General features: G+C 40.9%; 14 protein-coding genes, 1 pseudogene and 1 riboswitch. Of the genes and pseudogenes, 8 read left to right on the forward strand and 7 right to left on the reverse strand.

The genetic code is table 11. The features are described 5' to 3' along the window. Positions 1 to 15: 15 nt before the first annotated feature. The 5 genes from ACE01R_RS07415 to ACE01R_RS07435 form a co-directional block, all read right to left on the reverse strand. Positions 16 to 1,008 carry a DUF2804 domain-containing protein gene (locus tag ACE01R_RS07415; RefSeq protein WP_395550048.1) on the reverse strand — a complete coding sequence of 331 codons (993 nt, stop codon included), beginning with the start codon at positions 1,006 to 1,008 and terminating at the stop codon, positions 16 to 18. A 171-nt stretch (positions 1,009 to 1,179) separates the two neighbouring features. Next, positions 1,180 to 1,698 carry a DUF1543 domain-containing protein gene (locus ACE01R_RS07420; protein WP_395550049.1) on the reverse strand — a complete coding sequence of 173 codons (519 nt, stop codon included), beginning with the start codon at positions 1,696 to 1,698 and terminating at the stop codon, positions 1,180 to 1,182. Further along, positions 1,698 to 2,630, reverse strand: a complete 933-nt coding sequence (locus ACE01R_RS07425) for an FRG domain-containing protein (protein ID WP_395550050.1) — start codon at positions 2,628 to 2,630, stop codon at positions 1,698 to 1,700. The genes ACE01R_RS07420 and ACE01R_RS07425 overlap by 1 nt, the downstream gene beginning before the upstream one ends. A gap of 82 nt (positions 2,631 to 2,712) precedes the next feature. Further along, on the reverse strand, positions 2,713 to 3,942 hold the full coding sequence (gene trpB, locus ACE01R_RS07430; RefSeq protein WP_395550051.1) for a tryptophan synthase subunit beta: 1,230 nt from the start codon (positions 3,940 to 3,942) through the stop codon (positions 2,713 to 2,715). After that, the gene (locus ACE01R_RS07435; RefSeq protein ID WP_395550052.1) at positions 3,926 to 4,567 is read right to left on the reverse strand and encodes a phosphoribosylanthranilate isomerase; all 642 of its coding nucleotides are present in this window, start codon (positions 4,565 to 4,567) and stop codon (positions 3,926 to 3,928) included. Before ACE01R_RS07435 ends, trpB begins: the two co-directional genes overlap by 17 nt. A 145-nt stretch (positions 4,568 to 4,712) precedes the next feature. Further along, positions 4,713 to 4,917: riboswitch (cobalamin riboswitch) on the forward strand. Between the two features lie 35 nt (positions 4,918 to 4,952). Between ACE01R_RS07435 and ACE01R_RS07440 the strand changes: the two genes are divergently transcribed. The 7 genes and pseudogenes from ACE01R_RS07440 to ACE01R_RS07470 all read left to right on the forward strand — a co-directional run bounded on the left by ACE01R_RS07440 (position 4,953) and on the right by ACE01R_RS07470 (position 12,714). Beyond that, positions 4,953 to 6,791, forward strand: a complete 1,839-nt coding sequence (locus ACE01R_RS07440; RefSeq protein ID WP_395550053.1) for a TonB-dependent receptor plug domain-containing protein — start codon at positions 4,953 to 4,955, stop codon at positions 6,789 to 6,791. 103 nt (positions 6,792 to 6,894) lie between these two features. Then, the gene (locus ACE01R_RS07445; RefSeq protein ID WP_395550054.1) at positions 6,895 to 7,473 is read left to right on the forward strand and encodes a cob(I)yrinic acid a,c-diamide adenosyltransferase; all 579 of its coding nucleotides are present in this window, start codon (positions 6,895 to 6,897) and stop codon (positions 7,471 to 7,473) included. A 335-nt stretch (positions 7,474 to 7,808) separates the two neighbouring features. Further along, a complete protein-coding gene (locus ACE01R_RS07450; RefSeq protein ID WP_395550055.1) occupies positions 7,809 to 8,519 on the forward strand; it encodes a glycerophosphodiester phosphodiesterase in 711 nt (236 codons plus the stop codon). Between the two features lie 290 nt (positions 8,520 to 8,809). After that, complete coding sequence (locus tag ACE01R_RS07455) at positions 8,810 to 9,976, forward strand: acyl-CoA desaturase (protein ID WP_395550056.1); 1,167 nt, start codon at positions 8,810 to 8,812, stop codon at positions 9,974 to 9,976. Between the two features lie 101 nt (positions 9,977 to 10,077). Continuing rightward, the gene (locus ACE01R_RS07460; RefSeq protein ID WP_395550057.1) at positions 10,078 to 11,523 is read left to right on the forward strand and encodes a YdiU family protein; all 1,446 of its coding nucleotides are present in this window, start codon (positions 10,078 to 10,080) and stop codon (positions 11,521 to 11,523) included. 75 nt (positions 11,524 to 11,598) lie between these two features. Beyond that, positions 11,599 to 11,962, forward strand: a pseudogene (locus ACE01R_RS07465) (MmcQ/YjbR family DNA-binding protein). Positions 11,963 to 12,000: 38 nt separating this feature from the next. After that, complete coding sequence (locus tag ACE01R_RS07470; protein ID WP_395550058.1) at positions 12,001 to 12,714, forward strand: hypothetical protein; 714 nt, start codon at positions 12,001 to 12,003, stop codon at positions 12,712 to 12,714. A gap of 74 nt (positions 12,715 to 12,788) precedes the next feature. Here the strand turns inward: ACE01R_RS07470 and ACE01R_RS07475 are convergent, their stop codons facing one another. Together ACE01R_RS07475 and baeS are read right to left on the reverse strand one after the other, a co-directional pair. Continuing rightward, positions 12,789 to 13,475 (reverse strand): response regulator, encoded by a 687-nt coding sequence (locus tag ACE01R_RS07475; RefSeq protein ID WP_395550059.1) that lies wholly within the window; start codon positions 13,473 to 13,475, stop codon positions 12,789 to 12,791. Between the two features lie 13 nt (positions 13,476 to 13,488). Then, on the reverse strand, positions 13,489 to 15,150 hold the full coding sequence (gene baeS / locus ACE01R_RS07480) for a sensor histidine kinase efflux regulator BaeS (protein WP_395550060.1): 1,662 nt from the start codon (positions 15,148 to 15,150) through the stop codon (positions 13,489 to 13,491). A gap of 134 nt (positions 15,151 to 15,284) precedes the next feature. Here baeS and ACE01R_RS07485 point away from each other — a divergent pair, with 134 nt between their 5' ends. Beyond that, complete coding sequence (locus tag ACE01R_RS07485) at positions 15,285 to 15,929, forward strand: hypothetical protein (RefSeq protein WP_395550061.1); 645 nt, start codon at positions 15,285 to 15,287, stop codon at positions 15,927 to 15,929. Positions 15,930 to 16,071 lie beyond the last annotated feature (142 nt).

The raw sequence follows: 16,071 nt of genomic DNA on the forward strand, positions 1-16,071 counted from the left end.
TTTTTAGTCAGTGTGTTACCACTTGGCATAATGCTGTTCGAGCAAGCCATATTCATTGATCAAGACAATTTCCTGATCATCCTGCTGAATGATCCCGCTAATTTTGGCTTGCCATTGACTGAACTGACTGCCGACCAGTCTTAAATTCAGATTTTCATAGCGTCGCCAGCCCGTTTTTACATCCAGATTTAACTTTTCATCCAGTGAGCGGATCTTCCAGTGTCCCTCATCCTGATGCTGGAATAAAACATCACTTACCGGATACAACACGCCATTCACCCATAAGCAGTTTTCGTTGCCAAAACTTTCATTGACCCCTGAAGCCAGATTCAAACCGATCCGATTGTTTTGTGCATCCCAAAAATTACAAGATAACCAGAACCATGCCGTTTCCGGACGCAGAAAACCACAGGTATCATCCAGTGATGCAAAAGTTCTTTCATTAAACTGGATGGTTTCACCCTGTTTATTGATAAAAAAACCTTCACACGCCAAAGTCGTCAGTTTTTGGGTATAGGTCCAGCCATTAATCCCCGTCGGGCTACACATACTGAGCGGGTCTGTACCTGCACAGAAAATTCGCGCACTCAGCCTAATTTCGCCATATTTGGTGACATGGATATAACGCACGCCATTGGCATGCTGGATATCAATCTGAAAAGGTGACTTAGAAAAAAAACTCTGATTATAAAGTGGCTGTTCATCTACGACTGTATTACGTGATAACAGGTTAATGGCATTCCACTCTAAAACCTCATGGTTTTGATGGTTATAAATATAGAAAAAGCCGTGCCCGGCCCATGCAATATCGGCAATGGCCAGACCAATGGTATAGTGTCCATGCTGGATACAGCAAAATTTAAACTTCTTATATTTTAATCGCTTGCGCCAGCCAGTTAAGACATCACCATAGGGAGTTTTATACTGGTATTTACTTAAATCGATGGTTTTTGGGAGAGCTGCAAAACGTCCATAATTCGGTTGTCCATTTGATTGAATCAAATCCATTTATCAAATTCCATCTAGCCAAGAGATAACAAATCCTTAACGTTATTATGCCTATATAAGCGGAACTTGAAAGTGCAAAAAGCATATTTCATCGAAAAAATACAAAAATATATAATCTTTACCTTAGTATAATATTTAATAAATATAATCTATTAATCAAATAGATATAAATTAACTCTCATCTAAGATTAAATAGGTATTTTCCCAGTGGTTTACAGAAAACTCGCCTTCGACCAGCTGTACATAACGCCCATGGATATGATCAATCGCAATGCAGTCATCCACATCTAATACCCGGTCGGTATGTTGCTTTTGCCAATGCTGTGCAAAATAAGCCTTACCCTGTTTTTTTGCCAGCATGGCATTTTGTGCCACGACCAAAACATAACGATGCAGTTCTCCAAACTCCTGGGCATCATAGCCACCCAGATTAATTAAAAACAGATGTTCTGAAGATGAATTCGGAGCTGCATCATTAAATTGGATTTGATATTTTTTACTTTCGAATTCCACACCGTTGATCTGTGCCCAGGCATCGATATGCAGCCCTTTTTGTTCGCCGAACCATGCATTTTTCAGTTGTGGATAGACTTCTTGCAAAGTTTCACCGACGGCTAAAACCACATCATGGACTTCTGTATTGGCACGTGCATGACGACCACCGAGCATAACCATATATAAATTTGACATTAATTTACCTGCTCAGCACCTACTAACTTTTTATATTCCATAATTTCTAAACCTTCCTGTACATACATTGCCCCTCCACTAATTCCTCTAAAAACAGTAGCCGCATTAACAGTATAGGCATCGCAATATTTTAAGATATCAATAGCCCATTTACATGGGACTGAAACTTTAATCAGTAAGTTAACCTTTTTCTCTGCTGCCAATTCATTTAAGTTTTGAATTTGTTCATATTTACTTAAATTCTCATCAAAAGTTAATCTAGCCCCTCTCATAATTTTTTGACGGACTAAAGTAAAGCAACCTTGTTGGGAAGAAATATTCTGATTTATACTTTTCGGCACTTCAATGATTTCAAATACTTTTTCATTATATTCATTTAGTAAGTTCTTCTTCTCCGTATCAAAAATCCATATCGACATGAGCCCATCTAACTTCCTCATTTTTACAACTTGAGATGCCGCAAAATAGCAGGCAATTAAAGAATTTTTAGTCCAATCTAAAAACTCTGTATGCACACCATAATGCTGTGCATAAGCAATTAATTCATATAATTTAGTATCAGGCCATTTAGTACTATCTCTAACAACCCTATCATCAAAATCTTCTAACCATTCAGAACGAAATTCGAATGAATCAAAAGGTACAATTGATGAATTTAGATCACATCCACGCACAAAATTTTTCAAGTGAACCCAATGCATAAAACAGATACCATCATATGTATCTGAGAAGATTTCCTCTCTTGATATATTTCGATATAAACTTGGAGTCAACTCCCAACTTGAATCTGCTTGTCCTCTATAAATATATTGATCATTTACACTTCCCAAATATTCTTTAACATTCTTTTTATCAGGTCGAATTAATTCAATAAACTCTTCTACTGTATCAACAATTAATTCTTTAAATCCCAAACCCTCTTGAATTTCCATCAGTACTTTTCCATTCTCTACTTTTCACCAACCATATAAAAAGAAAGCCCCTATTTTAGGAGCTTTCTTTCATAATATAAAATTACATCTCTACCATTTCCACGCCATCAATACGTGCAACAGTCATCAAGTCCTTATCACCACGACCAGAAACCGTTGCAATAATAATTTGATCTTTAGACATGGTTGGCGCAAGTTTGGTCACGTAAGCCATCGCATGCGAGCTTTCCAGTGCAGGAATAATCCCTTCAATCTGGGTTAAATCACGGAAGCCCTGTAATGCTTCCTGGTCATTGATCGGCACATATTCAACACGGTGCATATCTTTTAAGAAACTGTGTTCAGGACCAACGCCTGGATAGTCCAGACCCGCAGAGATTGAATGGGTTTCAATAATCTGACCTTGCTCATCTGACATCAGATAAGTGCGGTTACCATGCAATACACCGACATGACCGGCATTTAAAGGTGCAGAGTGCTTACCGGTTTCAATCCCCAAACCTGCTGCTTCCACACCATACATTTTCACGTCCTGATCATTCAGGAATGGATAGAACAAACCAATCGCATTCGAGCCACCGCCCACACAAGCCACCAATGCATCCGGCAAACGGCCTGCCTGTTCCAAAATCTGACGGCGTGCTTCACGACCAATCACCGACTGGAAGTCACGTACCAGCATCGGATACGGGTGAGGACCCGCCACTGTACCGATAATATAGTAAGTACTGTCTACATTCGTTACCCAGTCACGCATTGCTTCATTTAGTGCATCTTTCAGGGTTTTAGAGCCGCTTTCTACCGGTACCACTTTGGCACCCAGCAAACGCATACGGTACACATTCATGGCCTGACGTTTCACGTCTTCGGCACCCATATACACGACACATTCCAGGCCTAAACGCGCTGCAATCGTCGCTGTTGCCACGCCGTGCTGACCTGCACCGGTCTCCGCAATAATACGTTTTTTACCGGAAAGTTTAGCTAGCAAGGCCTGACCAATGGTGTTGTTGATTTTATGTGAGCCGGTATGGTTCAGGTCTTCACGTTTTAAGTAAATTTGCGCACCACCCAACTCTTTTGACCATCGCTCAGCATAATATAAAGGACTAGGACGACCTACATAGTAGGCGAGATCACGGTCGAATTCTGCCAGAAACTGTTCGTCATTTTTCATACGGGAATATAGCTTTTCTAGGTCTTTTAGAGCTGCCATCAGGGTTTCTGACACAAAACGTCCGCCATGGATACCGAAATGCCCTTTTGCATCAGGGAATTGGGTATAGTCAATCACATTATTTTGCTGATCCACGTAGGACTCCTTGCATAAAGCGTTCGATGAGTTGTTGGTCTTTTATACCTTTTGCGGACTCGACACCGCCGCTCACATCCACAGCATAGGCTTGTGTGGTGAGAATTGCCTGCTCGATATTGTCAGGGTTTAAGCCCCCTGCCAAGATGAGCGGAATATTTAATTTTGGGAAAGTGGTCCAGTCAAAGCTATGCCCGGTGCCCCCTTTTAAATCTGGATGCCAGGCATCTAACAGCACAGCACCTGCCCCTGCATCCTGATAACTTTGAATTTCGGCTTGAATATCTAAACCTGGTTTCACCTGGATGGCTTTGTACCAGCGGCGGCCGACCTGTTTGGAAATCTGCTGACACTGCTCAGCAGTCTCATCACCATGAAACTGCAAAATATCCACCGGCGCTTGTTTTAAGATGTTGGCAATTTCATCAAGCGATGCATTCACAAACAACCCCACGGTTTGCACATAAGCAGGCACTTTTTGAATCAGTGCGTGGGCTTGTTCTGCAGTGACGCTGCGCGGACTTGGCGGAAAAAAGACAAATCCGATGGCATCTGCACCTGCATCAACAACGGACTGGATATCTTGAATACGTGTAATTCCGCAAATTTTGGCACGGGTTCGCATATTTTTGTGGCTCTAACTCCGCCCTATTCATAGCCTATCTATAAATATGAGGGCAAAACATTGTAATGCAATTTTTCTAACTTGAGTGAAGTTCAACCCGATTATTCTTAGATAAAGTTGTTTATAAAGGATACTAACTTTATACTCTGCGCCACTTGCAACAAGTTAAGCTTAGGCTTAGGGAAGTTGGTGCAATCCCAACACTGCCCCCGCAACGGTAAAAATGAAAAATATCTTTTTTAAATCATTTGATTTACGCCACTGCAGCAATCTGTGGGAAGGTGAAGATAGAGCACATTTATAAATGTCACATTTGAGTCCGGAGACCTGCTTGTTGCCCCTCAACTCAATCATTCACGGGGGGTGAATGTATGGAGCTTAAATCATGACGATTAAATTTCAGCCTACAGCTTTAGTGGGCGCAATCGCTATTGCGATGGGTTTCTCTGCATCTGTTTCTGCACAAGACAATACAACGACTGTTAATGCTTCTTTAGACACTTTAGTCGTTACCGCAACACGCTCTGAAGAAAAGATTAAAGATGTGCCTGCGCGTATTTCAATTATTGAACCCCAAATTGTTGAACAATCACCAATTGCCTCTTTTCCTGATTTGCTCAAACATGATGCTACCATCAACATGGTTCAAAGTGGCGGTATGGGGCAACTTGCCGATATTTATTTACGTGGTACTGAATCAGACCATACTTTGATTTTACGTGATGGCATACGATTAAATAATGCATCTTCGGGTACAGCAAGCCTTGCTTTTATTGATACCACAGATATCAAACAAATCGAAATTCTAAAAGGCCCTGCTTCTGTTCTATATGGTACAGATGCTATTGGCGGTGTGGTTCAACTGATTTCAAAAAAACCTGAAAAAACAGGTGCGTTCGTTACTGGTGAAATAGGAGAACATCAAACCTATAAATCTGTCATCGGTGCTGATTTATATGAAGATGGTTTTTATGCTCAAATTCGCGGCCAACGATTAGAATCTGATGCAACAAAAGTAACCAACCAAAAAACCAGCAGCAATGAAACTGCTTCTTTTGATCAAAAAGGCTTTAGTACTAAACTTGGTGTGGAAAAAGAAAAATTCGCAACATCAATTGACTACAGTACCAATAAAGGCACCAGCTTATATGATGCTTATTCATTTAATGGTGCATTGCTGAAACAAGACTTTGAAAATGAAATTATCAATCTTCGTGGTCGTATAAACCTGACTGATCAATTTGAACTGAATGCACGTTTATCTCAATTTACAGATGAAGTCGACCAAAAAGATTCAACCGACTTTGTACATGGTAAAACTCAAGAAGCAGAACTCTATGGTAAATGGAACTTCATGCCTCAGCAGACTTTACTTACAGGTGTGACTCATCGCAATCTGGATAGCGATATTCTGTCTTATGGCACACCCTATGATGAAGATGTGGACTCAACTGGATATTATGTTCAGCATCAATTTAACGGAACTAAACTCAACACCCAAGTGGGTGTTCGTGTAGAAGACAATGAAAAATATGGGACTCATACTGTAGGTCAAATTGCTGCTCGCTATCAATTGCTGCCATCAACCAGCGCATATGTAAATGTAGGTACAGCATTTAAATCTCCAACCTTGAATGAACTTTATAATTCATGGAATGGCAACCCTGATCTGAACCCTGAAGAAAGTACATCTTATGAAATTGGTTTTGACCAAAATCTGGCTTATGGTTTGCAAACAGGTTTATCTGCTTACTACACAGAAGTTGAAGATTTGATCGCCTCAGGCAGCAATGGCAAACTGACAAATATTCAAAAGGCTACTTATCAAGGTGGTGAGGCTTATTTAGGCTGGCAGCAAGATGATTTATTTGCAAAAGCAACCTATAGCTACGTTAAACCTCAAAATGAAGCAACTCATCAAGATTTAAATCGTCGCCCTCGTCAAGGTTTTACCTTAACAACTGGCTTACAAAACGAAGTATATGGTATTAGTGCATCTTTGGTCGCTAAATCCAAATCTAAAGATTGGGATAAAAACTACAAGAACCCGGGCTATGCGACGGTTGATGTAAATGCTTTCTGGAATGTAAACCCAAATGTGAAACTATTTACCAATATTCAAAATATTGGGGATGTTGAATATAAGACTGCATACCAAGACCAAGGTTATTACTATGTCAACGGTGGCCGTTTAGCTTCTGCCGGTGTGACATTTAAATACTAAGCTCTCAACAGCAAAAAAACTTTAAAACAGCGCAGTTTATGGATAATGTTATGACCGACATTATCCTTTTTTATTGTATTCGTTAAAAATTCAAGGAACACACATGGGCCACCGTTTAAGTAAAATTTATACTCGCACTGGCGACTCCGGGACCACAGGATTAGGTGATGGTTCACGTGTTGCCAAAGATGACTTGCGTATTGCCGCTTTAGGTGATGTCGACGAGCTAAATTCTTGCATTGGTATTTTACGTGCACAAATTGCCGCCAGTCGTATTGAAGACAAAGCGCCTTGGGATAAATCGCTCAGCCTGATTCAACACTGGCTATTTGATCTGGGCGGTGAAGTCTGCATTCCCAACTACAACATGGTCTTACCTGTTTCCGTTGAGTTTCTGGAAAATGAAATTGATCGCATGAACGAAGCATTACCGATGCTGAAAGACTTCATTTTACCTGCTGGAACTTTAGCTTGCAGTTATGCACATCAAGCCCGTGCCGTCTGCCGTCGCGCCGAACGCAGCCTGATGACCGTACACACCCGCGATCAAAATATTCAGGCGGCTTCATTGCAACTGTTAAACCGTCTTTCTGACTGGTTATTTGTCGCTTCACGTACTTTGCAACGCGCTGAAGGTGGATCTGAAGTGCTTTGGCAAAAGAATATTAATGAGACGATTTAACTTATTGTTAATTCAAAATTGTCACTGGTTTCCCTGATAAAAAAATGACAACTCCTTGCTCTTTCTAAAAACAGAGTACCGGTATACCGTTACCGCGCCAGGCGACAAGGATATCGCCGTCTGGCAAAGGTTTCAGGGATGAACCTTTTGCAAGACAAAAGATTTTTCTTACTTTTCATCTTTAAAAAGTAAGAAATCACCTATACAAATCAATTCAAAATCTCTACTGCAATTTAGAACAAGTAAACCCTAAACTCCAATACTTAACATGAATTGAGTGGTACGATAAAAGCAGTGATTCACTTTCACAGTTCAATCTAGAAAAAGAGTTCATTATGAGAATCATCGGACATCGCGGTGCACGCGGAGAAGCCCCTGAAAATACCTTGGGCGGTTTTCAATATATCCATGACTTGGGCATTCGGGCAGTCGAATTTGACGTGCGTCAGCTCAAAGATGGTGAACTCATCCTCATGCACGATGACAATTTCTTAAGAACCACGGGGACAGATCAAGCCCTCTATGAATTAAACAGTCACCAGCTTGAAGTTTATAATCAGGCCCATATCTGGATGGACTGGGAAAAACAGCTTACTCCGACCCTACGCCAAGCCCTGAGCATTATTCATGACTTTGAACATATTGAAGTAGAAGTCAAAACGGTAGAGACCATGGCGGAAGCCGAAAAACTGGTTTTAGAATTACAAAGACAATTACACGGCTTTGAAGAAACAGCTGTCATTACCAGTTTTGATTTAAAAATTCATCAGGCTTTAAAACAGCAGTATTCCATCTTTAAACGTGGCTTACTGGTTGAAGATGATATCAAACAGCAAGCGATTGAACAGGCTTTAGAACTCGGTTGTTGCCAGATTGGCTGGATGAACCAGTTGGCAAGCGATGACATCATTCAGGCTACCCAACAAGCCCATTTAAAAATCAGTGTCTGGACCATCAATGATGTTGAACGTGCCAAACATTTGCAAAGTTTGGGAATAGACGGATTGATTACCGATTTTCCGAAAATGATGCTCGAACAACTTTAAAAGAAATTTTTTGTCCCCATTTTTGTGACTCAATTAGCTATTTATTTACTCAAAAATGACTCACATCGTTGCTGTTGACGGAAGCAGCTTTAACCTTCGATAAAATCAATTAACCTACCCGCGTATTCTGTTACTGTTTAGTACAATACACCTGTACAATAATGCTAGTGAAGCTTTGTTCGCTCATGCTAATATTGAAAGAAGTCTTAATCCTTATAAACTATATTGAATTAAGAATTCGTTTATACCTTACCTTTACCTTTTAAAAGGTTCTAGGAGTGCTGTTGGAGATGAATGCTCCCTTACCCAAAGCCCCAATTAACTGGATTGCAGTATTCGCATTGGTATTCTTGCCAATTGTGGCTGTAATCGCTATCCCTTTATATGCTTATCATCATGATTTTAGCTTAGGCGCATGGATCAGCTTATTTGTACTGCTTGGTTTTAGCAGTTTAGGGATTACTGCGGGTTATCACCGCTTATGGGCACACCGTGCTTATGAAGCAACTCTTCCATTAAAAATTATTTTAATGATTATGGGTACCTTTGCTGTTCAGAACAGTATTTTGTTCTGGGCTTCAGGTCACCGTACTCATCACCGTCATGTTGATGATGTCGAGAAAGACCCATATTCAATTAATAACGGCTTTTGGTATGCGCATATTGGATGGATGCTTCGTAACTATCCAGCAGCAGAAAAAAACTATAAAAACGCACCTGACTTGTTAAATGACAAGGTGGTGATGTTTCAGGACAAATACTACATTCCGCTGGTCATTGTCGTACATGCAGTCATTCTGACTACTGTAGGCTGGGCTGTGGGTGATATGTGGGGCGTCGTGTTATTAGGCGGTTTACTTCGTCTGATCTTGAGCCATCATGTCACTTTCTTTATTAACTCACTTTGTCATATGTGGGGCAAGCGTCCCTATACTGACGAAAACACTGCTCGTGACAATTTTGTTTTAGCGATTGCAACCTGGGGTGAGGGTTATCACAACTACCATCACATTTTCCAATACGATTACCGTAATGGGGTGAAATGGTGGCAGTACGATCCTACAAAATGGTTGATCTGGTCATGTTCAAAAGTAGGTTTGGCTAAAAATTTACGCCGTATTCCAAGCTTTAATATCAAGAAAGCTGAATTGGCAATGCGCTTTAAATATGCTGAACAAGATTTGGCAGTGTATGGTCACAATGTCAATGAAGATATGGCAGCGGCTAAACTTCGTATTGCTCAGGAATATGAGGCGTTTACCCAAACTTTAAATGATTGGGCCAAGCTGAAAGAACAGGAAATTCAAGCGAAAAAAGCGTCTGTTGCTGAAAAGATTCACCAGATCGACAACAAGTTGAAAGTGGATTTCCAACTGGTTGAACAACGTCTTGTACATCATCGTGATACCTTGAAAATCTTGGTTCGCGATATTAAAAAGAATCCAGTTTCAGAATAAAATCTGATGCGATTGATAAAGCCCCATTGTTGGGGCTTTATTCATTTTTGTGGTGTAAATTTGCTATAGTGATCACATCTCCCCATTTTTTAGATTGTCCCATGCAATTTAATTCGCGTTATCCTTCACTCAATCCCAAGCTTTATCACCATCAAATGCCTGTTCCGTTAAAAGGAGCCAAAGCGGGTCATTTTAATGAGGCATTGGCCCATCAATTACAGTGGTCAGAACAAGACAAAGCTCAATGGGTGGAAATCTGTAGTGGACAAAAAACCTTTGCCGAATTTGAACCTTTGGCCATGGTCTATGCAGGACATCAGTTTGGACAATGGGCAGGACAGCTCGGCGATGGTCGCGGTTTGCTGATTGGGCAAATTCTGGATCAAAATAACCAAACCATCGACCTGCATTTAAAAGGCGCAGGTTCAACCCCCTACTCTCGTATGGGTGATGGTCGTGCGGTATTACGCTCGGTGATTCGTGAATATTTAGCCGGTCATGCCCTGAATGCTTTGGGCATTGCATCGAGTAATGCCGTTGGTTTCACCTCTTCTACCCAAGGCATACAACGGGAAAAAATGGAACCTGGTGCCATGATGCTGCGGACGTCAGACTGCCATATTCGCTTTGGACATTTTGAATGGATTAATCAATATCAGCCCGACCTTTTAGCAGATTTTGTACAGAAATGTATGGAATGGCACTACCCTGAATGCCTGGAAGCTGAACAGCCGGTTTTGGCATTTGCCACTCAAGTCATTCAGCGTACTGCGGTGATGATTGCCAAGTGGCAGCTGGTCGGTTTTGCTCATGGGGTGATGAATACTGACAACCTGAATATCACCGGTTCCACCCTAGATTTCGGTCCTTATGGATTTATGGAACGTTTCCGCCCGAACTGGATCAATAACCACTCGGATTACCAAGGTCGTTATACCTACCAGCAGCAACCAAGTATTGGTCACTGGAACTTATGGATGTGGCTGAACAACCTGATTCGACTAAAAAAAGATCCTGCTGAAAAAGAACAGTTCAAAGAAGATTTGGCTAAATGTTTAGAGCATTTTGAAACCACTTTCCTCGAGCATTACACCCTTGGATTGTGTCAAAAAATGGGACTGCCAAGTTTCCATAAAGACAGTTTTGATTGTGGTATGGCTTTCCTGCGCATTTTACAAAGCGAACAGCTCGACTACACCCAAAGCTTTATTCGACTTCAGAATAAACAATTCGAGGCGATTAAAGATGACTGTCTAGATCGACGCCAGTTTGAAGGTTTCTTGACTCAATATGAAAGTATTCGGGAAAATCAGGATAGCGATGTACTGGATGCCGAAATGGCCAAAGCTAATCCGCAATATATTCTGCGCAATCACATGGCGCAAAAAGCGATTGAACTGGCAGAACGGGATGATTTTTCTGAAGTCGAACGTCTGTTTAAATTATTAAGTCAGCCATTTACCAAACAGACTGATCTCGAGCAAGCTGAAGATTTAGCCCCATTGCCAAGTGATGTTCCGGAAGTGATGGTAAGTTGTTCATCTTAATTTATTCACAACCACCAACAAAACTGTGGATAATTTAAGCATTATCCACAGTTTTGTTTTGGATTATTCAAACTTATGACTTTACACAATCTTGCTTCCCAAACTGCTTTAAAGCTACCTGAAGTAACGATTACCCAACCTTTTGGCGATGGCTGTGATGTGTTTAAAGTCATGGATAAAGTCTTTATGTTGAGTTTTCATTTAGAAGGCAAAGCAGCTATTAACTTAAAAGTTATCCCCCGATGATGGTGCAATGCTACGGGATATTTATCCCTATATTCGTGCTGGATGGCATATGAATAAACAGCATTGGGTAACTGTTTATGAAGATGAAAACCTGGATGAAGCTTTGATTCAGGATTTGGTAGAAAATTCTTATGAGCTGGTAGTGAATAAATTAAATAAGTGTCAGAGATTGAAACTTAATCTTTTAAAATGATATTGCTATAAACAATACAATCAATTTTATTTAAATATATGAAAACAAAACTCTATGACATAAATTTTCAAGAAGCCAATAAATTTCTAAATTTTAAATTTGATGATCAATTAACTCAGATAAAGATCGAAGATAGTTACTACAAAGTACAAGCTTTATTAAAAAGGCAAAATTGGCTGAATTTAGTTGGCAATAGATTTAGTTGGCTTTTTATTAGAGATTTAATCGAATTATATCCTCAAACATTTTCTCCTATGTCTGTAGTTTCAATCATTAATGAAATTGAAATACTTGAAAATGTTGTTGAATATAAATCTCTTACAGGTGAACCGAAAATATTGAGCGGACAATATCTCAAAGGACTCAAAAAGAAACACTATCATCAAGATAGCTTAAAGAGTTTAAAAAAGAATTGTTTAGATGAAATAAAAAAGCCAACAGTACAGGAAAAAATTAGAGAAGGAGCTTCTGAACTTGAAAAGTTACAAGATAAAGAGATTACAATTTATCAAGCTCTGGCCATTATTGGAAAAAATCTTTGGACTCCCTATATAGATCGGCTAGCTCCTGAAAAAAATGTTTATAAAAAGCATCTAACAGGTGAATGGATTATCTATCATGAAAATGAAGAGCTAAACTATTATTTAGCTTTATGGGGACATGATTTAGATGACTCTATAAAAGCTCAACAAATTAAATTGTTTTGTACTCAAGAATTTCCAGAGCTTCAGATTTTGAAGCATTTAGATTGAATATTTAAAATTATAAAAAACCGATAGCGAATAAATTTTTATTCGCTATTGGGTATTAATAACAGTTTTCTTTCTTAATCTTCAGGATATTCAAAACGGTAACCTACTCCATACACCGCCTGAATCCACTCATGACGGTTACCCGTTTCCGCCGCATCGGAAATTTTACGGCGCAGGTTTTTAATATGGCTGTCAATCACCCGGTCTGCCACATCAAAACTGTCCGGATTGATATGATCGAGCAATTGCGCACGTGAATATACCTGCCCCACATGCTCCAGAAACAACTCTAACAAACGGAATTCAGTCGGGGTCAGGTTCAAGGTTTTTTGTTGATACCAAATCCGTTGCTGTGCCTTATCCATACGGAACAAGCTGTTCTGTTCAGGTTCTGCATGACGGTCTAGGCGGCGTAACACCGCTTGTACACGAGCCACCAGTTCTTTCGGGCTAAAAGGCTTACAAATATAATCATCTGCACCCATATTTAAGCCCAAGACGCGGTCAATTTCTTCAGTACGTGCAGTTACCATAATAATTGGCAAATCGGACTGTTCACGCACTTTACGGCAAATGGTCAAACCATCCATACGTGGAACCATCAGGTCCAGAATCATTAAACTGGGCTTACGTTGCAAAAAGCTGTCATAGGCTTCTTGCCCATCATGAAACATGCTGACTTCAAAACCCGCAGCTTCCAGATAGTCCCGCACCAATTGTGCAAGTTCAACTTCATCTTCTACCAGCATGACATGCTTCATGAATGTTATTCCTTTATTTGTTCAATTGTTTCGGAAAAGTCAGTTTGCAACGCAAACCACCTAATGGAGAATGATCAAAACTCAACTGTCCGCCCATTGCCTGCGCAATTTTACCAGATAATGCCAAGCCTAAACCTGTACCACCAGTACTACGGGTACGCGAATCATCCACACGATAAAAACGCTCGCCTAAACGTGCCAATTGATCGTCGCTTAAGCCCAGTGGACTGTCATCAACAATCACGCTCCACTCCGTTTCAGACTGCTCGGTATGTATATGAACTTCACCGCCTGCCTCAGTATAACGAATACTGTTACCCAGCAAGTTGACCATAATTTGTTTAAAACGATCTATATCTAATTGTAAATTCGCACCTTCACCCTGCACTGAAACAGATAGATCAGCTTGAGCAAAATTAGGTTTAAAGTTTTCCACTTCCTGTAACACCACGTTCCACGGATTGACTTGCGCCATGTAGCATTTCAATTGCTGTGCTTCAGCCTGAGCTAAATCGGCCAAATCCTGGGTCAGTTTTTTCAAACTGGTGACTTGACGCAGCATCGATTCAAAATGTTCCGGCGTCGGTTTGCGAATACCATCCTGCATCGCTTCAATTTGCGCTTGCAGCACCGCCAATGGTGTTTTTAATTCATGTGAAGTATCTGCCACCCACTGACGGCGTGACTGTTCATGCTGATCCAGAATGACCGCAAGATGGTTTAACTCTGTCGATAAATCACCGAGTTCATCATTGCGGTTAACGGTCACCTGATGCTGGAAATTTCCTTTGGTCAGTTCGCGTGTACCTTGCAGTAAGCGCTGAATGGGCGTTTTAAAATAAGTTGCCAACAATAGCGCTGCGATCAGGCTGGTCAGGAAAGTTAAGCCATACACCAATAATAAATAACGTTTTTGATTACTAAAGAAGTTAATACTTGAAGCATCATCCTGATCCAGTACCGGCTTCAAACCTAAATAACCCACCACTTTGTTATTCACCATAATCGGACGATATGACACTGGAATATCGGATGGCTCACCCACGACAAACTGTTTCTTGGCATCATACAGCGACAAGCGAGAACTTAAGCCCAAACGGTCAGGCAAGGATATAAACTGCTTTTTCTTGCCTTGACTGGAGGTTGCATCGACTGGTTTATCTTCAGCTTTTCGGTCAGAGCGAAAAATATTTTGATTGGAGCTGAGTGGAAATTTCAGTCCCTCAAAAGGCTGATACTCTGAAGGTAAATTCAACTCGATGAGGCGCAATTCTTCTGCATCTAAAATCGGTTTGCTCTGCTCGGTTTTATTTAAACCCGGAGAAACACTGAGCAGGGTATTTTCCTGAAAATAACGCTGCTGCAAGGCAATATCATATTGACGACGTAACCACCAGCGAGACAAACGGTCATAGTCATCCGGTGCAGCATTGCCTTCTATTTGCAGAATTTGCGCCTGAATGGCATTACCCCAGTCATGATAAACCGAATAGACACCAGCCAGATTACTGATCACATGGTCCAGCTTCTGCATTTCCACATCCGCGACATAGCGGGCGAAGTTCTTTTGCATGGTCCAATGCAATACCCCTAGGCTGACCGTGGTAATCACTAAAGTCGTGAGTAATACGGTCAAAAACAGGCGCAAGGCAATAGGAACACGGCGAATCTTCAAAAGCTCAGTCTCAATCTCTTTCTCAATGGATCATTGTAACGAACCTGCTAAAAAAATACTCTTCATTGTTTCTTCATCATTATTGTTTAATCTTTAACTTATCAAATTTCGTTTTTTCATTGGAGATAACAACAATGAATTCCATGACAAAAATGGCTTTAGTCGGTGCAAGCGTACTCAGTATGGGTGCTTTGACAGCCTGCCAGTCGACCAACACAGTTCCAGACAAAGACAGCCACCACCCGCGCATGATGCAGGATCGTCATCAAAAGCATGAGCGTAACATGACACCCGAGCAGCGTGAGCAATTCCAGCAAGCCCGTGCCGAACGCCAGCAAATGATGAAAAGCATTCAAACAGCCTGTGACGGTAAAGCGGTCGGTTCTGCGGTGCAAATCAAGGCAGGTGAAAAAGCCATTGATGGGACTTGCGTGATGCAATTCAATCCTGATCGTGCAGAGATGAAGAAAATGCGACGCGAACATCAGCAAATGAAAGGCGACCATCATCCTATGCAGGGTGAAATGAAAGGTATGCGTATGATGCATCACGGTGAACCACTGACTGATGCCAAACGTGCAGAATTGACCAAGCAATTTGATCAGCGTCTGGCAGAACACCAAGCGCATCAACAGGCCATGTTAAAAGCCTGCCAAGGCAAGGCCAATGGTACGGCTGTCCAAGTCAAAGTCGGGACCCAGAGCATGAATGGCAAATGTGAAGTTCGCTTCCAGCCTAAAGTACCTGTCGCTCCTGCTACAGCAAAACCTGCATCGTAAAAATCTATCCGAAGTAAAAAAGGCGCAACTCTGCGCCTTTTTTATTATTCATAAAATTTTACGTATTTGACTATTTATGACATCGAATAAAACATAAAAGCATTTACACTCAATACACTTAGCACTTTTAAAGCAGAAATCT

It is taken from the genome of Acinetobacter sp. BSP-28, assembly GCF_044130285.1.
In the GTDB taxonomy this organism is placed as follows: domain Bacteria; phylum Pseudomonadota; class Gammaproteobacteria; order Pseudomonadales; family Moraxellaceae; genus Acinetobacter.